24 protein-coding genes are annotated in these 23,465 nt (G+C 32.5%); 2 read left to right on the top strand and 22 right to left on the bottom strand.

Annotation, left to right across the window (positions count from 1 at the left end; translation table 11 throughout):
* Positions 1–51 precede the first annotated feature (51 nt).
* Positions 52–2,880 carry a M16 family metallopeptidase gene (locus tag ACN0WY_RS11010; protein WP_417800381.1) on the top strand — a complete coding sequence of 943 codons (2,829 nt, stop codon included), beginning with the start codon at positions 52–54 and terminating at the stop codon, positions 2,878–2,880.
* 49 nt (positions 2,881–2,929) lie between these two features.
* Here the strand turns inward: ACN0WY_RS11010 and ACN0WY_RS11015 are convergent, their stop codons facing one another.
* From ACN0WY_RS11015 to ACN0WY_RS11075, 13 genes are all read right to left on the bottom strand, one after another.
* Complete coding sequence (locus tag ACN0WY_RS11015) at positions 2,930–3,883, bottom strand: glycosyltransferase (RefSeq protein WP_417800382.1); 954 nt, start codon at positions 3,881–3,883, stop codon at positions 2,930–2,932.
* A gap of 6 nt (positions 3,884–3,889) precedes the next feature.
* Entirely contained in the window at positions 3,890–4,663 is a 774-nt protein-coding gene (locus tag ACN0WY_RS11020; RefSeq protein WP_417800383.1) for a DUF3050 domain-containing protein, read from the bottom strand.
* 71 nt (positions 4,664–4,734) lie between these two features.
* Entirely contained in the window at positions 4,735–5,547 is an 813-nt protein-coding gene (locus tag ACN0WY_RS11025; RefSeq protein WP_099216418.1) for an enoyl-ACP reductase FabI, read from the bottom strand.
* Positions 5,548–5,605: 58 nt separating this feature from the next.
* Positions 5,606–5,830, bottom strand: coding sequence for a hypothetical protein (locus ACN0WY_RS11030; RefSeq protein WP_417800384.1), 225 nt, complete (start codon positions 5,828–5,830; stop codon positions 5,606–5,608).
* A 15-nt stretch (positions 5,831–5,845) separates the two neighbouring features.
* On the bottom strand, positions 5,846–7,501 hold the full coding sequence (recN, locus tag ACN0WY_RS11035) for a DNA repair protein RecN (protein ID WP_417800385.1): 1,656 nt from the start codon (positions 7,499–7,501) through the stop codon (positions 5,846–5,848).
* A 127-nt stretch (positions 7,502–7,628) separates the two neighbouring features.
* Positions 7,629–8,519: a DUF4835 family protein gene (locus tag ACN0WY_RS11040; RefSeq protein ID WP_417800386.1), complete on the bottom strand. Its 891-nt coding sequence runs from the start codon at positions 8,517–8,519 to the stop codon at positions 7,629–7,631.
* Complete coding sequence (gene coaBC / locus ACN0WY_RS11045; protein WP_330487182.1) at positions 8,512–9,723, bottom strand: bifunctional phosphopantothenoylcysteine decarboxylase/phosphopantothenate--cysteine ligase CoaBC; 1,212 nt, start codon at positions 9,721–9,723, stop codon at positions 8,512–8,514. Before coaBC ends, ACN0WY_RS11040 begins: the two co-directional genes overlap by 8 nt.
* Position 9,724: 1 nt before the next feature.
* Positions 9,725–10,045: a DNA-directed RNA polymerase subunit omega gene (locus tag ACN0WY_RS11050; RefSeq protein WP_125067943.1), complete on the bottom strand. Its 321-nt coding sequence runs from the start codon at positions 10,043–10,045 to the stop codon at positions 9,725–9,727.
* A gap of 3 nt (positions 10,046–10,048) precedes the next feature.
* Complete coding sequence (locus ACN0WY_RS11055; protein WP_330487183.1) at positions 10,049–10,861, bottom strand: outer membrane protein assembly factor BamD; 813 nt, start codon at positions 10,859–10,861, stop codon at positions 10,049–10,051.
* Positions 10,862–10,992: 131 nt separating this feature from the next.
* Positions 10,993–11,508, bottom strand: coding sequence for a ferritin (locus ACN0WY_RS11060; RefSeq protein ID WP_099216412.1), 516 nt, complete (start codon positions 11,506–11,508; stop codon positions 10,993–10,995).
* A 101-nt stretch (positions 11,509–11,609) separates the two neighbouring features.
* Positions 11,610–12,485 (bottom strand): 4-hydroxy-tetrahydrodipicolinate synthase, encoded by an 876-nt coding sequence (dapA, locus tag ACN0WY_RS11065; RefSeq protein ID WP_330487184.1) that lies wholly within the window; start codon positions 12,483–12,485, stop codon positions 11,610–11,612.
* On the bottom strand, positions 12,485–12,997 hold the full coding sequence (locus ACN0WY_RS11070) for a DUF6913 domain-containing protein (RefSeq protein ID WP_417800387.1): 513 nt from the start codon (positions 12,995–12,997) through the stop codon (positions 12,485–12,487). Before ACN0WY_RS11070 ends, dapA begins: the two co-directional genes overlap by 1 nt.
* Positions 12,998–13,026: 29 nt before the next feature.
* A complete protein-coding gene (locus tag ACN0WY_RS11075; protein ID WP_417800388.1) occupies positions 13,027–14,100 on the bottom strand; it encodes an esterase-like activity of phytase family protein in 1,074 nt (357 codons plus the stop codon).
* Between the two features lie 76 nt (positions 14,101–14,176).
* Here ACN0WY_RS11075 and ACN0WY_RS11080 point away from each other — a divergent pair, with 76 nt between their 5' ends.
* Entirely contained in the window at positions 14,177–14,575 is a 399-nt protein-coding gene (locus tag ACN0WY_RS11080; protein ID WP_417800389.1) for a DoxX family protein, read from the top strand.
* A 30-nt stretch (positions 14,576–14,605) separates the two neighbouring features.
* On the opposite strand, the gene ACN0WY_RS11085 is transcribed toward ACN0WY_RS11080, so the two are convergent.
* The 9 genes from ACN0WY_RS11085 to ACN0WY_RS11125 form a co-directional block, all read right to left on the bottom strand.
* Positions 14,606–15,064: a GyrI-like domain-containing protein gene (locus ACN0WY_RS11085; RefSeq protein ID WP_330487188.1), complete on the bottom strand. Its 459-nt coding sequence runs from the start codon at positions 15,062–15,064 to the stop codon at positions 14,606–14,608.
* Positions 15,065–15,079: 15 nt separating this feature from the next.
* Complete coding sequence (locus ACN0WY_RS11090; protein ID WP_417800390.1) at positions 15,080–15,712, bottom strand: hypothetical protein; 633 nt, start codon at positions 15,710–15,712, stop codon at positions 15,080–15,082.
* Positions 15,713–15,786: 74 nt separating this feature from the next.
* Positions 15,787–16,467, bottom strand: coding sequence for a YafY family protein (locus tag ACN0WY_RS11095; RefSeq protein WP_330487190.1), 681 nt, complete (start codon positions 16,465–16,467; stop codon positions 15,787–15,789).
* Positions 16,468–16,474: 7 nt separating this feature from the next.
* On the bottom strand, positions 16,475–17,131 hold the full coding sequence (locus ACN0WY_RS11100) for a lysoplasmalogenase (protein ID WP_417800391.1): 657 nt from the start codon (positions 17,129–17,131) through the stop codon (positions 16,475–16,477).
* A 63-nt stretch (positions 17,132–17,194) separates the two neighbouring features.
* The gene (ligA, locus tag ACN0WY_RS11105; RefSeq protein ID WP_417800392.1) at positions 17,195–19,192 is read right to left on the bottom strand and encodes an NAD-dependent DNA ligase LigA; all 1,998 of its coding nucleotides are present in this window, start codon (positions 19,190–19,192) and stop codon (positions 17,195–17,197) included.
* 4 nt (positions 19,193–19,196) lie between these two features.
* Positions 19,197–19,760 (bottom strand): hypothetical protein, encoded by a 564-nt coding sequence (locus ACN0WY_RS11110; protein ID WP_417800393.1) that lies wholly within the window; start codon positions 19,758–19,760, stop codon positions 19,197–19,199.
* 131 nt (positions 19,761–19,891) lie between these two features.
* On the bottom strand, positions 19,892–20,254 hold the full coding sequence (locus ACN0WY_RS11115; RefSeq protein ID WP_330487195.1) for a hypothetical protein: 363 nt from the start codon (positions 20,252–20,254) through the stop codon (positions 19,892–19,894).
* Between the two features lie 96 nt (positions 20,255–20,350).
* Entirely contained in the window at positions 20,351–21,793 is a 1,443-nt protein-coding gene (locus ACN0WY_RS11120; RefSeq protein ID WP_330487196.1) for a glyceraldehyde-3-phosphate dehydrogenase, read from the bottom strand.
* Positions 21,794–21,959: 166 nt separating this feature from the next.
* Positions 21,960–23,348, bottom strand: a complete 1,389-nt coding sequence (locus ACN0WY_RS11125) for a trypsin-like peptidase domain-containing protein (protein ID WP_330487197.1) — start codon at positions 23,346–23,348, stop codon at positions 21,960–21,962.
* Between the last annotated feature and the right edge of the window lie 117 nt (positions 23,349–23,465).

The raw sequence follows: 23,465 nt of genomic DNA on the forward strand, positions 1-23,465 counted from the left end.
AGTTATTAAATAATTCAATGTAAATTGCTTACAAATTAAAATTCATATACTATGAAAAAAATGTTATTAGGACTATCCCTGGCCTTCTTTATATCTACAGGGCATAGTCAAGTTTTAAAAGATTCACAACAAGAGCACTTAAAAAAAGGAAAAGCAAGTGCTATGAAAATTCCAACCGACCCTTCTGTTAAGATAGGAAAACTATCAAATGGGATGACTTACTACATCAAACAAAACCCTAAGCCTGCCAACAAAGTAGAATTACGATTGGTTGTAAATGCAGGTTCAATTTTAGAAGATGATGATCAATTAGGATTGGCTCACTTCATGGAACACATGAACTTTAATGGTACCAAAAACTTTAAAAAGAACGAACTAGTAGATTATCTACAATCTATCGGGGTTAAATTTGGCGCCCACTTAAATGCATACACTGGTTTTGATGAAACCGTATACATTTTACCTATTCCAAGTGATGATAAAGAGAAACTTGAAAAAGGTTTTCAAATTCTTGAAGATTGGGCACACGGTGCTTTGTTAGAAGGAAAAGACATTGATGAAGAACGTGGTGTAGTTTTAGAGGAATACCGTTCTCGTAGAGGAGCAGATAGCCGTATGTTAGAAAAGTATTTACCTAAGGTGATGCACGGTTCTAAATACGCGCAAAGGTTACCTATTGGTACTAAAGAGAACTTAGAAAACTTTAAACACGAAAGCATTCGTCGTTTTCATAAAGATTGGTATCGTCCTGACTTAATGGCTGTAGTGGCTGTTGGTGATGTGAGTGTTGATGTGTTAGAAGAAAAAATCAAATCACACTTTAATAAAATACCTGCTGTGAACAACCCTCGCAAAAGAGAAGTTGCTCCTTTAAAAAATCACAAAGAAACTTTCATTGCAATTGAAGCGGATAAAGAAGCTCCTTTTTCTAGTGTCCAGTTAATGTACAAAGATTATGGTGAGGCTACTCCAGATGTTACCATTACTGATTATAGAAACTCAATTGTTAAATCATTATTTGCTCAGATGATTAACAATCGTTTGGATGAATTACGCAATAGTGAAAATCCACCTTTTGTTTACGGATTTAGCTACCATGGTGGTACTTGGGCTCGTGGTAAAGAAGCGTACCAATCAAGAGCGGGTGTAAGCGCTGATGGGCAATTAAAAGGTTTACAAGCTTTATTAGACGAAAGTGAACGTGTAAAAAGATACGGTTTCCAACAAGGGGAATTAGACCGAGCAAAAATGAATGTATCTGCTCGTATGGAAAAAGCGTTTAAAGACAAAGACAAAAGAGAATCTAGAAGAATTGTTAGTGAGTATGTAAACAATTTCTTAGAGCAAGAACCAATTCCAAGCATTGAATGGGAGTACAAAGCCAATCAAATGCTATTACCTTCAGTAAAACTGGAAGAAATAAATAAGCTTATTCAAAGTTATTTACATGATGATAACCGCGTGGTGGTCATTACAGGACCTAAAAAAGTAGTGACTGAACAACAAGTTATTGAAGCTTTAAATAATGTTAAAACAAAAGAGTTAAAACCATATGAAGATAAAGCAGTCGCTGCTTCATTAATAACAAAACAACCAACACCTGGATCTATAGTAAACCTTACTGAAAATAAAAGTTTAGGTACAAAAACCATGACTTTAAGCAACGGAGCAAAAGTAACTTATAAGAAAACTGATTTTAAAAACGATGAAGTATTGTTTGAAGCATTCAGCTTTGGAGGGACTTCTTTGTATTCTGATGAGGAAGTAAAAGCCACTTCCTTTGCCAATAGTGGACTTTCAGAAGCTGGAATTAATGGATTTTCTAAAACAGATTTATCTAAAATGATGTCGGGTAAAATTGTTCGTGTTTCTCCTTATATTTCTGGATTAAGTGAAGGGTTTAGAGGTTCTGCAACTCCTAAAGACCTAGAAGAACTGTTCCAAATGGTACATTTATACTTTACTTCTTTAAATAAAGATGAAAAAGCGTTTAACTCCTATGTAAATAAGCAAAAAAGCTTCTTAGGAAACCTATTAGCTAGTCCTAATTTCTTCTTCCAAAAAGAAATGAGTGAATTTGTTTACGGAAAAGACCCTCGCTATACCGGGTTTCCTTCTCCTGAAAAATATGAGAATGCTGATTACAACTTAGCGTATAAAAAATACCAAGAGCGTTTTGCTGACGCGGGTGATTTTAACTTCTATTTTGTTGGTAATGTTGACGAAAAGAAACTTGCTGAGTACGCAACTAAATACATTGCAGGTTTACCAGGTAAAAATTCTAATGAAACATATAAGGTTTTAGATTTCAGACCTTTATCTGGCTCTCATTCTAAAACAGTTACTAAAGGTAAAGACCCTAAAAGTAATGTTCGTATTACCTATCAAGGAAAAGCTAAATACAACAAAAAGGATGCGTTAGCTTTTAAAATCTTAGGTGAAGTTGTTGGAATTAAATTAACAGAAAAGTTACGTGAGCAAGAAGGTGGTGTATATTCTTCAAGAACTCGTGGTAGCATTTCTAAAATGCCTTACGGATGGTACAACTTTACAATTTCATACCCTTGTGCTCCTGAAAATGTTGAAAAACTAAAAAACATTTCTGTAGCTGAAGTTGCTTCTGTAGTTAAAAATGGGCCGACGAAAGAAGACTTGATGAAAGCTCAAAAAGGGATGATTTCCGACTACAAGGAAGACCTAAAAAAGAATCGTTTTTGGTTAAATACTATTAAAAATGTTGACTATCAAAACAACGATGTTTCGGATATAACATCTTTTGAAGACAGAATAAACTCTTTAACAGAAAAAGATATTCAGAAAGTAGCTAAGAAATACTTAACTAACGGATATATTTTAGGCGTTTTAAACCCTGAGAAATAATTCTCAATAGCACAACAACATACAAAAGCTCTCAAAGAATTGGGAGCTTTTATTTTTTTAGAAACCTTGATTCTAAAAAGCCAAGCCCATAACCATAAAACTGAGTAATGGTTGTAACCACACTTAACAAAGCTACTTGTAGATTTTTATTTTGAAATAAAGAATCTAAAAAAACACAAGTAAAGTAAAATACATAAAAAGTTAATAATTGCCAATACCCGAAAAAAGTCGCTATAATGGCAATATCAATTCCAATAATAAACAAGCTCGGAAACCAATAGGTTAATTTTGCTGTTTCAGGATATTTTTCATTTAAAATAGGTCTTGCTGTTCCAAAAGCAAAGGTTTGTTTAAAAAACTGCTGAATGGTGCTCCTGCGCTTATGATACACAAAAGCCTTTTCTATTAATTGTGTTTCAAAACCGTTTTCCCACAATCGAAACGTTAAATCGATATCTTCTCCTGCTTTCATTTTAGAAAAACCATTTGTTTTTTCAAAAGCAACTTTTGACAAGCCAAGATTGAAGCTTCTGGGTTGAAATTTTCCTACAGCCTTTTTCTTTCCTCTAATGCCCCCAGTTGTTAGTACTGAAGTCATTGAATAATTTATCGCTTTTTGTAAAGCTGTAAAACTGGGATGTGCAGCATCTGGCCCCCCAAAAGCATCCGTATAATTATATTCTAATGCTTTTTTTACTTCGGAAAGATACTGTGGCGGAACAATAACATCAGAATCTAAAATAATAAAATAGTTTCCTGATGCTCTTTCCATTCCATAATTACGGCTTGCTCCTGCTCCACTATTATCTTTATAAAAGTAATTTAGATTAAGTTTTGAAGTATATTTTTTTATTACTTCTTCGGATGAGTTTTCTGAACCATCTTCAATAATAAGCACCTCAAAGTCGTCTTGAAAATCTTGTTTTGTTAAGCTTTCTAACAACTCATCAATCTCTTGTGGTCGATTATAAACAGGTACTATTATTGAAAACTTCAAGTCCATTATAATTTAAACTCTTTGTTTAATTTGTTGAGCTATCCCATCCCAAAGTTGTATTCTTTTCTGTAAAGATTGCTTAGCATAAAACAACACATCATCCCATTTTTGTTGATCCTCTGCACACAACTCTTCTATCATTTGTAACGACAATGGTCCATGTTCATCACCATCGAGTTCTATATGCCTGTTTAAGTAATAGGTAAGTTTACTATAAGAATTTCCTTCTTTCTCTTCAGTATTTTTAACTATCTCTAAAAACATATCTGGTATTACATCTTCTCTACCGAAGGTAAAGCTTGATGCAATAATATGTGGCTCTCCTGTTTTTATAACCTCAAAAGAAAAGTTTACAAAATCTTTTACTTCTGCAATAATTGAACAGTTTTGAATTGCTTCCTCAACAGATTTTCCATCAATAATTTCTGAAATAAAACTTGAAATTTGAGCAGTACCAGCTCCAGCTTGACGCATCGCATCAATATACATTTCAAAGTGACTTTTAGGCTCTCCGAATTCATTAACATCAGTTTCTTCACCTAAAACAATTTCATTGATAAATCGAGCTGTTTTGGTATTCACAGCTGGTAACCAAGGTAAATTCACACAAGTAAGTTCTCGTTGTAACGCTTTTAATAACGACATAAAATCCCACACTGCAAACACATGCGATTCCATAAATAATTTTACATCATTTATATCATTCAACGAATTGTATAATTCATGTTCTTTTAACTGCTGTCTTAACGGTGCTAACTCTTTTTCTATGTGTAAAATATTGCTCATTTTATAACTATCAATAAAAAATGCAAATCTAACGATTTGCATTTTATCTATATTCTATTTCACTAAAGATCTTACTCTTCAGTAAACCTTTCCATTACTGCATCACTTACTCCCATATTAGAGAAACCTCCATCGTGGAATAAGTTTTGTAAGGTTACTTTCTTTGTTAAATCAGAGAATAATGAAATTGTATAATCAGCACATTCTAATGCTGTTGCATTTCCTAATGGTGACATCTTTTCAGCATACGAAATAAACCCATCAAATCCTTTTACTCCTTGTCCTGCAGTCGTTGGAGTTGGAGATTGAGATATAGTGTTTACACGTACTTTGTGATCTCTTCCGAAGAAATATCCAAAACTACGTGCAATACTCTCTAAATACGCTTTGTTATCAGCCATATCATTGTAATCTGGGAATACACGTTGTGCTGCCATATACGTTAATGCAACAATACTTCCCCACTCATTCATGGCTTGTTTGTTATATAAAACGTTCATTACCTTATGAAAAGATACTGCTGAAACGTCCCATCCTTTCGTTGTAAAATCGTATTTAGAATCTGTATAATGACGTCCTTTACGTACATTAACTGACATACCAATTGAGTGTAAAACGAAATCAATTTTACCTCCTAAAATTTCCATAGACTTTTCAACCAAATTGTTTAAATCATCCATAGAAGTTGCGTCAGCTGGAATAATTTCTGATCCTGTCTTCGCTGCTAAATCTTTAATACCTCCCATACGCATTGCTATTGGTGCGTTGGTTAATACAAACTCTGCTCCTTCTTCGTGAGCACGTTCAGCTACTTTCCATGCAATAGAGTTTTCATCTAATGCTCCAAAAATAATTCCTTTTTTTCCTTTTAATAAATTATACATATTTAAAATATTTTTAGTCTATCGTTGTTTGTTCTGAAAACAAATATATTATTAATTGTTAATTCTTATCTTTCTTTTTATCTTTTTCTCCCTTATCCATAGCCCATCTTTTTATTATATCATTTAACGCATTAAAGCCTAAACCTCCAAATAACATTCCAATTGGCATACCTATTATTGTTCTTTTAAACTCTTTAGGTTCTCTTTTATAATCAGGCAAGTAAGCCCAATACAGAAAGGCTAAAAAAAGTATTATTATAACAGAAACAATTAAATATTTCATTTGTTACTTATATAGTTATAATGCTAATAATTCTTTTGCATGGGTCAATGCACTTTCAGAAACATCTTTTCCACTTAACATTTCCGCTATTTCTCTAATACGTTCGTCTTCTGACAATAACTTTAAATTAGAAGTTGTTACTCCTTTTTCTTCTCCTTTAAATACTTTATAGTGCTGCACTCCTTTTGAAGCTATTTGAGGTAAGTGTGTTATGGTAATTACCTGCATATGAGCGCTCATATCTTGCATTATTTTTGCAATTTTATTAGACACCTCTCCTGAAACTCCGGTATCAATCTCATCAAAAATGATGGTTGGTAATTGTATGTTTTCTGATAATATTTTTTTGATAGATAACATGATACGAGATAACTCTCCTCCTGATGCTACCTTTTTCAATTCTCCAAAGTTACCTCCTTTATTTGCTGAGAATAAAAATTGTAAATTGTCTTTTCCGTTAGATAAGTATTCTTCTGAAGAAAGCAATTCTATAGCAAAACGAGCATTCGGCATTCCTAATTCTGACAAAAGATATTCTAACTCTTTTTTCAACTTCGGAATTACTTTATTTCTAGATGTCGTAATCATGTTTGCTACGTCATCTAACTTCTTAGCCACCTCTTTAATTTCTGCTTCTTTTTGAGCTACTACTCCTCCAGCATCTTCTACTTGTGCTACTTTTTCTGCTAGCGATACATGAATTTCTTGCAATTCACTTATAGTTGACACTGAATGCTTTTTTTGAAGATTGTAAATAAGCTGCAACCTATCATTTAGTTCTTCAATTTCATTCGGGTTGAATTCAACTTCTTCATTTGCGTTTTCTAACTCAGTAACTACATCATCTAACTCAATTTTCACGCTTGTTACGCGATTCGCTAACTCTTCATATTGCTTAGAAAAAGAACTAATTTTTTGCAATTTACCTTCTAAAGAATTTAGCAACGTTTGAATACCAATTTCTTCATTAATCGAAACACCTAAAGCTTCAGATAAATTCAACTTTATCTCTTCAATATTGTTTAATTTATCTAACTTTTCTTCTAAAACTTCTTGTTCTCCTTCTTTTAAATTAGCTTCTTCAAACTCATGAAACAAGTGTAAATTGTACTCGTACTGCTCTTTCGATTTCTCAGTTTCTTCTTGAAGTACTTTCAGCTCTTTTCGTAATTTGTTATACGTACGCAAGCCTCTTTTATACGATGCTATTTTAGCCTGATTTTTTGCTAAGGCATCAATCACAGAAAACTGAAAAGACACATCTGACAATTGCATGGTTTGATGTTGCGAATGAATGTCAATGAGCTTTGTTTTTAAAGCATTTAATACCGATAAGGTAACTGGTGTGTCGTTCACAAAAGCTCTCGACTTACCTGAGGGTAAAATTTCTCTTCGAATTATGGTTTCTTGTTCATAATCGAGATCTAATTCTTCAAACAATTCTTGTAAAGTATATCCTTCTATCGAAAATTGTGCTTCAATAACACATTTTTTTTCAGTGTCTTTTAAAGCAGCTAAATCGGCACGATTACCCATTACTAGTCCTAAAGCTCCTAATAAAATGGATTTCCCTGCTCCAGTTTCACCTGTTATGATAGATAAACCGTTCGTAAAATCAATCGTTAACTGATTGATTAATGCGTAATTATGTATAGATAAATGTGTAAGCAAATTCTATTCTTTTGTAAAGAATAAAAGTAAGGATTTTGAATGAATTAAATCAAGCTAAAACAAAGGAAGTCTATTGATTTTTCAACAGCTTATAAACCTTGCATTTTGGTCTTTAACAAGCCTGATTTTACTGTAAATTCTTCCACTTATCTTTATAAGTAGGAGCAACTTTATTTAAAACAGTTATCATTTGTGATTGATTTCTCGAGGTAACTCCATCAGAAAAAACATTCACAATTTCATCTCCTTTAGCGTCTAAGAAAACACGAATCATATAATTACCTATGGTAATATTATGCATCTTATCTAAATCTAAAACACTTTTTTCAATTGCTTCTTTAGCTGAATTTTTGTTATCAGCAAAGTTATCAAAACCGTTACGGTGATAATTGTAGTAGATACTTCGTAAAGTATTAAATTTAGAAGAAAGTAAGTTGTCTATCAAAGCAAAACGGTTTTGTTTCCCTACTTGATTTTGCCAACCAGATTCTCCGTTAGATTGTGCTAATAGCATAATATTTTCTGCCTGCTTTAAGTAGGTCTCACCTCCTTTTAAGGCAAAAGTATCTGCATCAACACCTAGGATTGTATACACATAGAAAGCAATTGTGGAAATTAAATTAGATTCGTAAATAGTTGGATTGTAAATTAATGGATCAAACTCATTATAACGAAAGTTAAAGTTTGTATCATTAATATTTAAAACAGGGGTAGCGTAGGTTGAATTATATACAGGTCGAGTTGACTGTACTTGTAAAGTTCCTGAAAAATTACTTCCGTTTTGTTCGTTTATAATAATATTGAATGCACAGTTAATTCGCTCTTGTTGCTTAAAGTTTCTATTGGTCCATTGTTTATCATTAATAAACTCTGTTAACGCTTTTTGTAACGTTTGGTAAACTTGCTTGTTACTACTTTGTACTTTATCTGAATTGATAATTACAGTAGCATTCAGCTCTTGCGAATAAGAAGAAAAAGCAACTGAAAGAAGAAAAACTATAAAGAAAAACTTACGCATTTAATTTTTGTATTATTTCGTTAACGATATCTTTTGATACTGCTTTTTTCGACTTTAAATCAAATGATTTTTCATTAAAATCAGCATCAATAATTGTAATTTTATTGGTGTCGGTTGCAAAACCAGCACCTTTATCACGTAACGAATTTAATACAATAAAATCTAAATTTTTGCGTGTAAGCTTACTTTTTGCGTTTTGTACCTCATCGTTCGTTTCTAATGCAAACCCAACTAACAACTGTTTTTTCTTAATTTCTCCTAGAGATTTTAAGATATCTTTAGTAGGTTCTAACTCAATACTTAACGCTGCTTCTTTCTTTTTTATTTTTTGAGTAGCTACATTTTTTGGTCGATAGTCTGAAACTGCCGCCGATAATACAGCTATATCAACCTCAGCAAAATACTTATGACACGCTTCATACATATCTTGTGCTGATTTCACATCTATTCTATGAATAAAAGAATGATGTACTTGTTGATGAGAAGGACCTGCTACTAAAAATACCTCAGCTCCTAAATTAGCTGCTGTTTTAGCAATTTCAAATCCCATTTTACCTGAAGAATGATTTCCAATAAAACGAACAGGATCTATTGCTTCATAGGTTGGTCCCGCAGTAATTAGCATCTTTTTCCCACGAAGTGGTAATTTAGATACAATATCTTTCTCTATAAAGTCAACAATATCTTCTGGTTCAGCCATACGACCTTCTCCAACCAACCCGCTTGCTAATTCACCCGAAGTAGCAGGAATGAAGATATTCCCAAAATCTTGTAAACTTTCTAAACTCGTTTTAGTTGATGGATGTTGGTACATGTCTAAATCCATCGCAGGTGCAAAATACACTGGACATTTAGCTGACAAATAGGTTGCTAATAATAAATTATCGCAAGTACCATTGGTCATTTTAGACAAGGTATTTGCAGTAGCTGGGGCTATTAACATTAAATCTGCCCACAAACCTAAATCTACATGGTTATTCCACAATTCATTTTCATCTTCTTTATCATAAAAGGTAGAATGAACTGGATTTTTTGATAAGGTGGAAAGTGTAAGAGGTGTTATAAAATCTTTAGACGCAGGAGTCATAATTACTTTGACTTCTGCGCCCGATTTTATAAATAAGCGAACTAAGTTCGCTGTTTTGTATGCCGCTATACCGGCGGTAACACCAAGTAAAACTTTTTTACCGCTTAGTACAGACATATTATTTTGTCTCTGGAGTTCTATAATATACCTTGTCGTTTAACCACTCTTCTACTGCAATAGCATGTGGTTTAGGCAAACGCTCATAAAATTTAGAAACTTCGATTTGTTCTTTGTTTTCAAAAACTTCTTCTAAACTATCGTTATAAGTAGCAAACTCATCTAACTTATCAACCAATTCCTTCTTTAAATCAGAATTAATTTGTGTGGCTCTCTTTGCTATAATAGAAATAGCTTCATAAATATTATGTGTTGGAGCCTCGATAGCTTCTTTATTATAAGTTACGGTACTTAACGGCGCTTTCGTTTCTTTATAATCCATTTTTTAACTTTTAGCTAATTGTTCTTGTTCTTTGTTTAATGTTGCTAACATTTCGTTTGATTCTTCCATGAATTTCGATTCAGGAAAATTTCTTTTTAACTTATCGTACGCTTTAACTGCTTCTTTAATTCTTTCTGCTTTTCTACGTTGCGTACTTTTCATTGCAAAATCATGCGCTGCTTTTAAACGGTAGTACAAAGCTTCTTCTTTATACTTCGTTCCTAAATAATCTTCTAATAAATTATCAAAAGCAACGATTGCTGCTTTGTAATTTCTAGAATCATAGTCTGCAGTTTTATAATATGTTTTTGCTATCTCAAAAGATTTCTTTTCTAGTTTTGCTCTTAATTCAGCATGATACTTGTTAGCCTCTGCTACCTTATCTGAATCTGGGTAATTATCTATAAACTTCTGAAAGGCTTCTAATGCTTTGTTTGTATCTGTTGGATCTAAACTAAAGCTTGGTGCTGCTTTGTAATAACTTAAAGCTGATAAAAAAGCGGCCTCTTCTCTTTTTGAACTTTTCGGATAATTCCCTGTAAATCTATTAAAATAATAACCTGCTAACCCGTAATTTTTCTCATTAAAGTTAGCTTGAGAAACCATAAATTGAATACGCTCCATTTGAGGTTTTCCTCTGTATGAAGGTGTTATTTTTTCAAACAACCGTAAAGCTTTGCCGTACTTTTGAGCTTCGTACATTTTTACAGCCATTTTGTATTGTTCTTCTACAGTTCCTTTATTCAATACTTTTTGATATTCTCCACATGAAGAAAGTACTAAAAGCATTACAGCAATATACGCTAGATTTTTCATTTTTTGCATCTGGCAAAATTAGTGATTAATTATGGATTATTAAAACGATTTTTTTTCTCATAAATGAGAGAAACAAGAAACTACAAAATCTGTTATATTTTTTCCAAAGAACTCCTAAATGTTTGTTAATCTTATTGCTGAGCTCCAGCGGCAGATTGAGCTACTATTTGCTTTACATCGTTATCAAATAGATATAATCCTCCTTTATCGTCTCCTATTAAGTTAATTTTATCTAAAATGTTGCGTGCCAATGCTTCTTCTTCTATTTGCTCAGACACATACCACTGTAAAAAGTTATGGGTTGCATAGTCTTTTTCTTGTAGTGTGATATGTACTAAGTCATTTATCGATTTAGATACCATTACCTCATGATCAAATAATGTTTGAAACATATCTTTAAAAGATCCAAATTTTGCTGGAGGTTCTTTTAAATCAGAAATATGTGCATGTCCACCACGTTCATTTACAAACTTTATTAATTTTAGCATGTGCATACGCTCTTCATCTGAATGTGCATACATAAATTGTGCTACACCTTCAAATCCTTGAATTTCTGCCCAGCATGCCATAGCTAAATATACTTGTGAAGACTCTGCTTCAACTCTAATTTGATCATTTAATGCCTGTTCTATTACTTTTGATAACATATTTTTTACTTTAAAAAGTTACTCTTTATACAAAGATGCTAAAAAAAGACTACAATAACGAAATTGTAGCCTTTTGCATTCTTTATTTTTGTTTAGACAGCTTATAGATTATCTATAAAGTCTGATATTTTTGTTTGTAGTTCTTCTGAAGCTGTTACTAACGGTAAACGTACTTCATCTAAACAAATTCCTAATTTTTGCAATACTGCTTTGATTCCTGCTGGATTGTTTTCTTCAAAAATTAAGCTTATTATATCCATTAGTTTATAGTGAAGTTCGTAAGCTTCTTTTGCTTTTCCTTCTAATCCTAACTGAATCATTTTTGAAAACTCTTTTGGCAATGCTTGTCCAATTACCGAAATAACTCCTGCTCCACCTGCTAAAGTTACTCCAACAGCCAAATCATCATCACCAGAAATTACTAAAAAGTCTTCAGGCTTGTCTTTTAACAACTCATAGTATTGTTGTTGGTTGTTTCCTGCTTCTTTTACTGCAACGATGTTTTCAAAGTCTCTTGCCAATCGTAAGGTTGTTGCTGGCTCCATGTTTTTTGCGGTCCTACCAGGAACGTTATACATAATAATTGGCTTAGGACTCGCTAAAGAAATTGCTTTGTAGTGCTGATAGAATCCTTCTTGCGTTGGTTTGCTATAGTATGGAGCTACTGATAAAACTCCATCTATTTCCGATAAATCTAAAGATTGTAGTTCCTCAACAACAGTTTGTGTATTGTTCCCTCCAACCCCTAAAACGAGTGGTAAACGCCCTTTATTTTCTTCGGCAATTACTTTAATTATATCGATTTTTTCTTCTTTAGTAATTGTAGCACTTTCTCCAGTAGTTCCATTGATTACTAAATAGTTTGTACCGTTTTCAATATTGTAATTTACTAGCTTTTTAAGTGCTTCGAAGTCTACACTTAAATCTTCCTTAAAAGGAGTTACCAAAGCTACTCCAGTTCCTACAAACTTTTGCATTATATTTTATTTAAAATCGTTAGGTATTTTTTTAATTCTTGATTTAAAACAGCTTCGTTAAAACTAGCGTCAGACACCACTATATCGTATAATCTATCGTCAATTTCAGCAAAACCTACTTTAAAATCTGCTTGCGACAACAAAGTTACCATATTCGTTAATAAGTTTGACGCTTTTGTATAGTTTATGAGTAGGTCATATTTGTTTTTAACGAAATCTTTTAAATTGTCGGATTTTAAACTCGCTTTGAAGCCAAAATCTTTTTCAGTAAAAAACTCTGGAGAGGATTCCTCCTTTTTGGAGTACTCTTTACAAACCAGTACGCTTATGTCTGTTTTTTGAAAAGGAAAAATGTTTGTTAAGTTGGCTATTACTACATTTACTAAAGCTTCATTATCTAGCAGTATTGCTACACTTTTAACTTTAGTGTCTTTATGCGGAGTATTCTCTTTTTTTACAACTAGTTTGTCGTATGCTTTTTGAATGGATTTCTTCTTTAGGGTACTTATCATTTGTAAAAATTACGAGTAGCTAATTTATATTATTTCTCATCAATTTCTAATAATAAAAATTGATTTAACTGCTTTCCATACAATTGAAAATTATCATCAGCAACCAAAATTAACGATCTATTTCCGTTTTGTAATATGGGGCCTAGAGTAATTGCCTCAATATTATCTACAATTCCATCAGTTAATTGATTTTTAACAGTGCTAAAATCAAATAAGAGTTCTTTTTTTAACGGTGTATATTTTTCGTTTTTCAACGATTGTTTTTCTAGTGTATTTGTTGAAGTATTACCTATAGTCGCTTTAAAAATTCTGACTACATTTCCATGGCTACCATAACCACTTTGATAGGCTCTTTCAATTATAAAAAACTGATTTTTTCGGTATTCTAAAATAGCCGTAGTTCCGTTTAGGTTTATTTTTCCTTTAGCTGGTTTATCAATTTTCTCTAATTGATATGCGAATTGTTTGGTTGCTTTTTTTGATTCGTTATCAAAATAGGTAATTCTAATAGGAGATTGTGTTTCGTGAAAAGTTGGTTCTTCTCCATCTGCTTCTAAAGGAGCTTCCATTGCAACCCAAAAACCTTTGCCGTCAAAACTTTTTGAAGAACTTTCAAAAACACCGTTATGCTTTGGCTTCGCTTTGGATGTTGCTTTGAAATAGTTAGGTATTTCTATCTCTTGTTTAAAGTTTCCTTTCGTGTCTATTTCAAATATACTTGGATCTTTTTTATAGTGAATAGATCCCTCACTTACTAAATTTATGGTTCCCTTATCTACAAAAATAGACTCTAAATCTAATACGTGGGTTTTAGTAAACTGACTTATAGTATCAACTATAATAACATCTTCAAAATTTACCGATTGTATCGAATCTTTTTTAACAGTAATACCTCCTACTAAAATTCTTGGGTTGGTAGCATCATCTACTACCATATAGTAGTTGTTATTATAATAATCAATTCCAGAAATACCACCGATAACAGTGTTATTAACAATTAAAGAATCTTTTACCAGATACTCATCTAAAAACTTAAGTGTTGTTTTTTGTTGTTTACAGGCTAATAAACCAAAAACTGATAAGGCAAATACTATTTTTTTCATACTTACAAAAGTATTGTTTTTAGTTCATGTAAGCATTAAAAATTGTAACGTCTAATCAAGTAGATTTTTATTATGTATGAAAAAATATATTCTTTTAATTTTAAAACTGGTTCCTGCTTTTATAATGCTTCAAACATTATTTTTTAAATTTACTGGGGCACAAGAAAGCATTGATTTATTTACTAAAATAGCCGGAGATAATGAGGTTTATATGCGAATAGGGACAGGTATTTTGGAATTCATTGCTTCCATACTTTTATTCATTCCAAAAAAAACTTGGATAGGAGCCTTGCTTACTGTAGGCGTAATGATAGGAGCCGTTATGAGTCACTTAACCATTATAGGTATTGAACATAATGGCGATGGTGGTACCTTGTTTATTAGTGCTATTGTAACTTTTATCTCTGGTTCCATTCTATTAATTTTTAATAGAGCCAACATTCCTTGGGTTGGAAAAAACTTCAAAAAGAACTAAAAAAGAGCAGTTTAAAAACTGCTCTTTTTGTTAATTTATTCCTATACATATTATTACTTCTGCATTTGTTGGATCTGATGCTTTCGCTCCATACACTTCATAATCGGATGTATAAGCTCTATTGATATCTTTATTCCAAATCTCTAACCATTTATTGTAGACAATATTATCTGTTAAACTTCCTTTTGCTATGTATGTTTTATAACTTGGGGCTGTTATTTTTTTACTCACCAATCCTTTTGGAATAGCATCTATCTCACTTACCTTGCAGCCAATGATTGTTGTATATGGCTTGGTGTAATCTGATTCATAATCGGTATATACAGCATATATTTCATTTGAAAGTTTATTGGGTATTTGTTCAGCTATATTTTCAGACATAAATCGTTGCCATAAAGCAGGTATATCTTTTGCTGCTTGTTGATTTTCATTTGTTGTTCTTACTGAAATCCCTACCACGTAAAACGGTTCTTTTTGTTCTGTACTCATCTTATCTTTTTTTAATTAAGCTATCAAATACCAAAAATCAAGTTGAGTTGTGGATTCCTCTATTTTTTCTAAAAATGCTTTACAAAATTGATTCTCAAAATACCCAGAACAGAGTTGCTTTGTTTGCCCTAAAGTTTCTCCAAACACAACTTCAGCGTAAGTATCATTTGGTAGAATTCCTACAAAATGTCCTTTGGTATTATTAAAATTATTCAGGTAGTTGTTTTTTACTGCTTCTAAGGCTGGTAATAATGAGTCTAACTTTTCAGTTTCTTTTAATTTAAAAACACCATATTCTACACATGAAAAATTCTCTGGTACCTTAAAGTTTTTCTCATTTATTTTATTAAAGTTGACTTGTACACTACTTGATTCAACCATATCGAAAAAAAGATTTACTGACTCATTACTTTCTGCTGATTTTTCGAGTTGCTTTAAGGCCCCCATATTTTCTGCAAAAAGAACATTCGCAAATTTTCCTTCTATATTCCTTACCAAACAGTGAAATACAATTCCTTTTTGCTGCTTTAAAAAGTTTGATTCAAAATTCAATACTGCTTCAATTAACTGATTGACTGTTACACTACTCTTTACCTCGAACGTAGTAAACTCCATTACTGCTACATTACTATTATTAAGTCTTATCATTTATTAAGTTTTTAATTAATAATGCAATAATAGAATCTGGTAGTGTCAGCCTTATGTCAAGGGTACTAAATATTTTAATAAGATTCGAAAAACTCCGCTAAGGTCATATTATGAGGTTCGAAAGTTATATAAGAAGTTACTAAACTCTTCATACAGTCTAACCTAAAAGCTCTAAATTCATTTCTCAATCGACAATACGCTATTAACAACCAATTTTCGTTGGTACTATATAATGCAAAAGGCTCTACTATTCTCTTCGTAAAATTATTTTCAAGAGACAAATAGTCTAACTCTAATAAATTAAAATTTGTAATTGCTGACTGAATTTGAATTAGGTAATTGCTCGATTGTTCTTTTTCTATATTGGCTCTAAAAGCAATTCTTTGAGATAGGAAATCGACTTTCCCTTTTTGTGAATACCTTAAAACTGCTTTGATCTTAGTAATAGCTTCACTATAATTTTTCACTAGTGAAGTATCTTTATTTTTCAAAATTAACTGCTCTGCTGTTATCAGTGCATTAGCTTCTTCTTCTGAAAACATAATTGGTGGTAACCGATACCCTTCTTGTAAAAAATATCCTCTTCCTTCTTCAGTAACTACCGGAACTCCTGAACTTTCTAGCGTTCTAATATCTCTATAAATTGTTCGTAAACTTACCTGAAACTTATTGGCTAGTTCTCTTGCTGTTAGCAATCTTTTTGATTGTAGTAAAGTTACAATTTGAGTTAACCTTATCAACCTCGGCTTTTCCATTAGAGAATTACTTTTCTTTTGCTACAACTGCCTTAACAATTAGATATTGAGAAACGATATACAGGATGATTATAGCAATATCAAACAACCTTTTAGGTGTATAAAAGTTATTCAATGCTATAAGGCTATCAGAAGCAATAAACAAAATAGCTCCTAACAACAACCATGAATTCGCTGTATTCTTTTGCTGACGATAATTTAGTAATGCCGCTGTTCCAAATGTTGAAATAGCTATTCCATACACCAATACAGGTAACAACATGTCTCCTAAATTATTATAAATTAAACCTAAGAGTCCCACAAATAACAATACAAAGGGAATTGCTGACGTTAGTATTTTAACTACTGAGTCTTTATACAAAAAGCTTGTCGTTATTTTAATATAAACAACATGTGCTACTAAAAACGAGGCTAAACCAAACACAAAAAAGTTTGTTTTATCTAGCAGGAAAACATCACCCCAAAACGAGAAAAACAAGGCTGATAACAGCCAAAAACTTGGTTTTTTAACCGATACCAAATACACTACCGCTAGTGATGTCATTAGTAACGGTTTAAAAATCATTTCGATAGTTTTATTTTGAGTTATTACTGCATATACGTCAGCAATAGCGACCAATAAAAAAATAATGGAAGCTAGGGTTATTTTAGTTTGTTTGGTCATTTTTTTTAATATTAAATCTTAGGTAAATTAGTTTTTAAATTTTCACTATCAACTGCCTAAAAACTAATCTATCATATCCATAAAATCTTGTTCCGAGATAATTGGAATTCCTAAACTTTCAGCTTTGGTCAGTTTACTCGGTCCCATATTATCCCCTGCTACAATATAGCTCGTTTTTTTAGAAATGGAACTCGACACTTTTCCTCCGTTGTCTTCAATCGCTTTTTTGAGTTCAGTTCTACTCATTTGATGAAAAACTCCTGAAACAACAAATACTTTTCCTGCTAATTTATCGGTTTGCCCTTCTAAACTTTCTGCAGACACTTCTAGTTGAACTCCGTAAGATTTTAATCGATTTATCAATTCAATATTTCCTAAATCATTCGAAAAATCAATGATACTTTGTGCTATTCTATCTCCAATTTCATCAACTGCAATCAATGTTTCAAAATCAGCATTCATTAAATTGTCGATTGACTTAAAATGTTTTGCTAGTTTTTTTGCTACGGTTTCACCTACAAAACGGATTCCTAAAGCAAATAACACTTTTTCAAACGGAATTTCTTTTGACTTTTCAATTCCTTCAATCATGTTTTGCGCTGATTTTTCAGCCATTCTTTCTAACGGAATTACTTGTTCTACCGTTAAGTCATATAAATCCGCATAGTTTTTAATCAACCCTTCTTTACGCAATAAATCAACCGTTTCTCCTCCTAAACCATCAATATCCATGGCTTTTCTACTAATAAAATGCTTGATTCTACCTGTAATTTGCGGTGCACATCCAAATTCATTAGGGCAATAATGTTTTGCATCTCCTTCAGTTCTTACCAACTCTGTATGACATTCAGGACAGTTAATTGCATATTGTGTAGGAACAGAATCTGCTGGTCGTTTTGTTAAATCAACAGCTATAATTTTCGGAATAATTTCTCCTCCTTTTTCTACAAAAACAGTGTCTCCTACTCGTACATCTAGCTTCGCTATTTGATCTGCGTTATGTAATGATGCTCTTTTTACAATCGTTCCAGCTAATTGTACAGGTTCTAAGTTTGCTACCGGTGTAATGGCTCCAGTTCTACCTACTTGATAGGTAATTTCATTTAATACTGTAGAAACTTGTTCCGCTTTAAATTTATAAGCAATTGCCCAACGAGGTGCTTTTGAAGTATATCCTAGTTCGTCTTGTTGCTGAAACGAATTTACTTTTACCACTACTCCATCCGTTTCGTATGGTAAGATATGACGTTTACCATCCCACTCGTTTACAAAATCTAACACCTCATCAATTGATTTAGCTAAAACAATGGTGTCTGGAACTTTAAATCCAACTTTTCTTGCAGCTTCTAAACTTTCAAAATGCGAAGCATATTTACGTTCTCTTGTTACTAATTGATACAATAAACAATCTAGTGGTCTTTTTGCTACTTCTGCACTATCTTGTAACTTCAAGCTTCCACTAGCGGTATTACGCGGGTTTCGATATGGTTCTTCATCATTCGCAATACGTTCTTCATTCATTTTATGAAATCCGTCTAACGGTAAAATGATTTCTCCTCGCATTTCAAAATCTGTCACAAAATCACTATTTGGCAATAATGGAATGGATTTTATGGTACGAATATTGGTGGTTACATTATCTCCTTGGAAACCATCTCCACGAGTAACTGCTTGTACAAACTCGCCATTCTCGTAAGTAAGGTTTATTGAAGCTCCATCGTATTTTAATTCACAGGTATATTCAACTTCATCGGTTCCTAAAATTTTCTGAACACGTTTTTCCCAATCTAACAGGTCTTCTTTAGAATACGAATTGTCTAATGAATACATTCTATGCTTGTGTGTAACCGTTTCAAAATTTTTAGTTACTTCTCCTCCTACTCGTTGCGTTGGGGAATTGGGGTCAAAATATTCTGGATTTTCGTCTTCTAGCTGCTGAAGCTCTTTTAACTTAATATCAAACTCATAATCAGAAATAGTTGGTGCATCCAACACGTAATAATTATGATTATGTTTGTGTAACTCTTCTCTTAATAGTTGTATCTTCTCCTGAACTGTCATTAAATTATTTTCTAACGGTACCTGTAAAATGATTTATTTTCGAATTGATTGGGTTTCCTGAGGCTCTTCTGAATGAAGCTAACTGACCTGCATGCCAAATAGCATCAGCTATTGGACCATTAATTGCATTCCATATTGGATGTTTTTTATCTCCAAAAATTATTTTGTACTGCGATACATCTGTACTTTTTCTAAAAATATCGCTTGCTAACTTTAAGTTTTCTAAGGTTGTTTTTCGTTTTTCAACAAATGTCATTCCTGACTTTGCTTCTTTATGAGGAACCTTTAACGCTGCATTTTTAATTACTTGCGATAAACTTAACACATGATCTATTGTTTCTCCAGTAGTTTTTGCTTCTTCACTTGGTTTGTATGCTAAATCCTTTTCTGTTAAACCTTCGGTTGCCCAATAATAGCGAAAACCTAATCCATCTATCATTCTACTAATTACAGATCCTGTAGTAAATTCTTTGGCTTCTTTTGGTATTTCGTAGTAAGGTAATTTGGATTGTGCGTTTGTTGTTATTGCTGCAAACAACAATAGTATCGGTGTAAGTACTGCCTTCATTTAATTTTATTTTTGACGCTAATTTAAGGAAAAGATTTATGTAGTATAAGCAAAATACTTATCTATTAAAAATAAAAAAACCGAGGCAATCCCTTACCTCGGTCGTTAAAAAACAAACTATGTATGATAGTTTATTTTTTTAACCACATAGTATAGATGGTTTCTTTATTTCTTGCTGAAACTAACAACATGGTTTCACTAATTTTTTCAATCTTTAAATTTTCTTCAAAGCTTTTATCGTCAAATTCTAGCTCATTGGTATCGACTATTAATTTCCATCTCCCACTTTCCTCCTTATTACTCATCATAACTTGATATCTTCCATCAGGGCTTAACTCTAACCAATTCTCGCCATCAGAAAATTCAAATTTTTCGTTTCCAACTTTCATTGAATCGACAAACCATTTACCAGAAACTAATGTAGTTAATTCTTGGGAGTAACTTAGTGAAGTAACACCAAGCATTAGAAATAGTAATATTATTACTTTTTTCATAAAGGGGACATTTTAAGGGGTTGCTCTAGCCAAATATAACAAAAAAGCCGAAGCAAATCAATGCTTCGGCTTTTTTTTATCTGTTTTTACTTTATTTTAATAATAAGTATAACGACGTACTTTAGCAATATGTTTTGCCAAACGCATTACTTGGTGTGAATAACCATACTCATTATCATACCATACATAAATTACGATAGTATCTCCGTCAGCTATTGTTGCTTTACTATCGAAAATAGACGGTGCTGTTGTTCCTACAATATCAGAAGACACTAATTCATTACTTAATGAATATTGAATTTGCTCTACTAAATCTCCTTCTAACGCATACTGTTTCATAATTGCATTTACAGACTCTACTGTTGCTGGAGTATTTAATTGCAAGTTTAAGATTGCTAACGATCCGTTAGGTACTGGTACACGAATGGCACTTGAGGTTAGCTTTCCTGCTAATGCTGGTAATGCTTTTGCTACTGCTTTCCCTGCTCCTGTTTCGGTAATTACCATGTTTAACGCAGCAGCTCTACCTCTACGGTATTTTTTATGCATATTATCAACCAAATTTTGGTCGTTTGTATATGCATGAATTGTTTCTAAGTGTCCTTTTTTAATCCCGAAGTTATCTTCTAACACTTTTAATACTGGTGTAATAGCATTGGTAGTACATGAAGCTGCTGAGAAAATATCGATATTATCAGGATTATTTTCTTCATGATTTACTCCATGAACAATATTTGGTACTCCTGCACCAGGAGCAGTTAACAATACTTTGCTAGCTCCTTTTGCTTTTAAATGACGATTTAATGCTTCTTCATCTCTAAAAGCACCTGTATTATCAATAATTAACGCATCGTTAATTCCGTATTGTGTATAATCAATATCTTCTGGTTGTGCTGCTGAAATCATGTAAACAGTTGTACCGTTAATAATTAAAGCATTGTTATCAGCATCTACCTGAACTGTCCCTAAGAAATCTCCGTGTACAGAATCTACACTTAATAAAGAAGCTCTTTTTTCTAATACTGTTTGATCTATTTTGCCGCGAGTTACTACAGCTCTTAAACGTAATTGAGAACCTTTCCCCATTTTACTACTTAGTTCACGGGCTAATAAACGACCAATACGTCCAAAACCGTATAACACTACATCTTTTGGCTGAATATTATCTGCTTCTGTAGCATCTTTTAATTGCTCTTTTACAAAAGCTATTTTATCTGCCGATGCATCATCCTGCAAATGGTATTCGTACGCTAATTTACCTATATCTAATTTTGATGGTGGTAAATCAATTGATTGAATTGCTTTCGCTATTTCTAAAGCGTCTTCTATTGTTATTGGCTTTGCTACAAATTCTTTGGCGTAGTTGATTAAGTTTAAAACCTCACTAGCTCTTTTGTCTACTAACGGATTTCTAAATAATACTAACTCGATAGATTTATCATACCATAAATCGTTAACGATGTTAATAAACTCAACTGTAGCTCTACGAACTTGCGCTTGATTTACGACTTCTTTTTCGTAATTTGTTATTGTTGACATAGTTGTGTGTTAACTAAAAATTAAAAAATTTGTGCAAAAATAGGTATTTCTTCTCTATTTTTTATTGGTTTTACAAAAGAAAAAAACCTTGTTAAAACGATTTTAGCAAGGCTTTTTATTTTAAGGGATCTTATTAGTGCTCCCTTGAAGTTTTTTACATGTCAATTTAGTATCTAAACCTTTCTATTTGACCTGATGGATTAATCATCTCTAACAAAAGTCTATTTCCACTTCCGTACATACTATCTAACATGGTAACAGCTTCTTTTGCTGAACTGACTTTTTTTCCATTAACTTTCGTTAAAATATACCCTTCCCCTACTTCAAATTGTTTAAATGCTATATTTTGTGTTCTTTTAATCTTAGCACCCCCTTCTATATTGAACTTTTTTCTATCTTCTTTAGTAAGATCTTCAAACTCCGTTTGTAAAACTTTACTCACTGGTAATTTTATAAGCTTCGTTAGCTTAACGACTTTAGTCAACTCTTCTCCATCTCTATCAATTGTTACATTTACATATTCTCCAGGTCTTTTTGCTGTTAACTGTCCTTTTAAATCAGAGAACTTAGAAATCTTCACATTGTTTACTTTGGTAATAACATCTCCTTGCTCTAGCCCCGCTTTTTTTGCTCCTCCTTCTTCTAAGACTTCTCCTATTTTTACTCCTTCGATGTCATTTGCTTCCACATCTATATTAATTCCTAAAACAGCTTGTTGTACCATTCCAAATTCTAACAAGTCATCCACCACTTTTTTAGCAATATTTGAGGGTACCGCAAACGAATACCCTATAAAAGAGCCTGTTCTTGAAGAAATAGCAGTGTTAATTCCTATTAATTCTCCTCGTGTATTTACCAGAGCTCCTCCACTATTCCCAGGGTTTACAGCAGCATCTGTTTGGATAAATGAGTCAATATTGGTATTTCCATCCAAGTCACGTCCTTTTGCACTTACAATACCTGCAGTAACGGTAGACGTTAAATTATATGGATTTCCTACTGCCAATACCCATTCTCCTACTTTAATATTATCAGAGTTTCCAAAAGGCAAATTTGGCAACTCAAAATCAGCCTCTACTTTTAACAAAGCGATATCATTACTCTTATCTGCTCCTATTAACGTTGCTTTTAACTTTTTCTGATTATTTAACGTAATTTCAATATCGCTTGCTCCTTCAATTACGTGATTGTTGGTTACAATATACCCATCAGGAGAAATAATTACACCACTACCTGTACCTACTTGTTGGTACTTTCTTGTTCCACTTCCTCTACCATAAAATAATTCTGCTAACGGGTTTTGTTGGGTTCTTATCGATGTGTTTTTAACATGTACCACCGCATGTACTGTTTTATCAGCTGCTTCCGTAAAGTCGGTGGGTGTTGATGTTGAATTTATTACTGTAGGCGTATAGTTTGCCTTTACGGTTTGCATTGTTGGTTCTACCGATTTCTCAACAATTACTTGCGGCTCATCTATCAATGTCTTATATCCTGCAAGTGTTATTGCACCTCCTAAAATCGCAATTCCTAAAGTTCCAATTATTTTCTTCATATGCTTACAAAATTTTATACTCCAAATATACAATTTTAACATTTCAAGTAAATGTGTTTAACTTCTATTTAACTGATTTTAACCGCTATTTAACAGTCCTCTTTACTTTATAAAATA

This window comes from Tenacibaculum sp. (genome assembly GCF_048269885.1).
In the GTDB taxonomy this organism is placed as follows: domain Bacteria; phylum Bacteroidota; class Bacteroidia; order Flavobacteriales; family Flavobacteriaceae; genus Polaribacter.

Bases quoted from the DNA above. Each gene is read 5' to 3' on its own strand.
- ACN0WY_RS11010 (WP_417800381.1), top strand. From the start codon at position 52: ATGAAAAAAATGTTATTAGGACTATCCCTGGCCTTCTTTATATCTACA.
- ACN0WY_RS11015 (WP_417800382.1), bottom strand. From the start codon at position 3,883: ATGGACTTGAAGTTTTCAATAATAGTACCTGTTTATAATCGACCACAA.
- ACN0WY_RS11020 (WP_417800383.1), bottom strand. From the start codon at position 4,663: ATGAGCAATATTTTACACATAGAAAAAGAGTTAGCACCGTTAAGACAG.
- ACN0WY_RS11025 (WP_099216418.1), bottom strand. From the start codon at position 5,547: ATGTATAATTTATTAAAAGGAAAAAAAGGAATTATTTTTGGAGCATTA.
- ACN0WY_RS11030 (WP_417800384.1), bottom strand. From the start codon at position 5,830: ATGAAATATTTAATTGTTTCTGTTATAATAATACTTTTTTTAGCCTTT.
- ACN0WY_RS11040 (WP_417800386.1), bottom strand. From the start codon at position 8,519: ATGCGTAAGTTTTTCTTTATAGTTTTTCTTCTTTCAGTTGCTTTTTCT.
- coaBC (WP_330487182.1), bottom strand. From the start codon at position 9,723: ATGTCTGTACTAAGCGGTAAAAAAGTTTTACTTGGTGTTACCGCCGGT.
- ACN0WY_RS11050 (WP_125067943.1), bottom strand. From the start codon at position 10,045: ATGGATTATAAAGAAACGAAAGCGCCGTTAAGTACCGTAACTTATAAT.
- ACN0WY_RS11055 (WP_330487183.1), bottom strand. From the start codon at position 10,861: ATGAAAAATCTAGCGTATATTGCTGTAATGCTTTTAGTACTTTCTTCA.
- ACN0WY_RS11060 (WP_099216412.1), bottom strand. From the start codon at position 11,508: ATGTTATCAAAAGTAATAGAACAGGCATTAAATGATCAAATTAGAGTT.
- dapA (WP_330487184.1), bottom strand. From the start codon at position 12,485: ATGCAAAAGTTTGTAGGAACTGGAGTAGCTTTGGTAACTCCTTTTAAG.
- ACN0WY_RS11070 (WP_417800387.1), bottom strand. From the start codon at position 12,997: ATGATAAGTACCCTAAAGAAGAAATCCATTCAAAAAGCATACGACAAA.
- ACN0WY_RS11075 (WP_417800388.1), bottom strand. From the start codon at position 14,100: ATGAAAAAAATAGTATTTGCCTTATCAGTTTTTGGTTTATTAGCCTGT.
- ACN0WY_RS11080 (WP_417800389.1), top strand. From the start codon at position 14,177: ATGAAAAAATATATTCTTTTAATTTTAAAACTGGTTCCTGCTTTTATA.
- ACN0WY_RS11085 (WP_330487188.1), bottom strand. From the start codon at position 15,064: ATGAGTACAGAACAAAAAGAACCGTTTTACGTGGTAGGGATTTCAGTA.
- ACN0WY_RS11090 (WP_417800390.1), bottom strand. From the start codon at position 15,712: ATGATAAGACTTAATAATAGTAATGTAGCAGTAATGGAGTTTACTACG.
- ACN0WY_RS11095 (WP_330487190.1), bottom strand. From the start codon at position 16,467: ATGGAAAAGCCGAGGTTGATAAGGTTAACTCAAATTGTAACTTTACTA.
- ACN0WY_RS11100 (WP_417800391.1), bottom strand. From the start codon at position 17,131: ATGACCAAACAAACTAAAATAACCCTAGCTTCCATTATTTTTTTATTG.
- ligA (WP_417800392.1), bottom strand. From the start codon at position 19,192: ATGACAGTTCAGGAGAAGATACAACTATTAAGAGAAGAGTTACACAAA.
- ACN0WY_RS11110 (WP_417800393.1), bottom strand. From the start codon at position 19,760: ATGAAGGCAGTACTTACACCGATACTATTGTTGTTTGCAGCAATAACA.
- ACN0WY_RS11115 (WP_330487195.1), bottom strand. From the start codon at position 20,254: ATGAAAAAAGTAATAATATTACTATTTCTAATGCTTGGTGTTACTTCA.
- ACN0WY_RS11120 (WP_330487196.1), bottom strand. From the start codon at position 21,793: ATGTCAACAATAACAAATTACGAAAAAGAAGTCGTAAATCAAGCGCAA.
- ACN0WY_RS11125 (WP_330487197.1), bottom strand. From the start codon at position 23,348: ATGAAGAAAATAATTGGAACTTTAGGAATTGCGATTTTAGGAGGTGCA.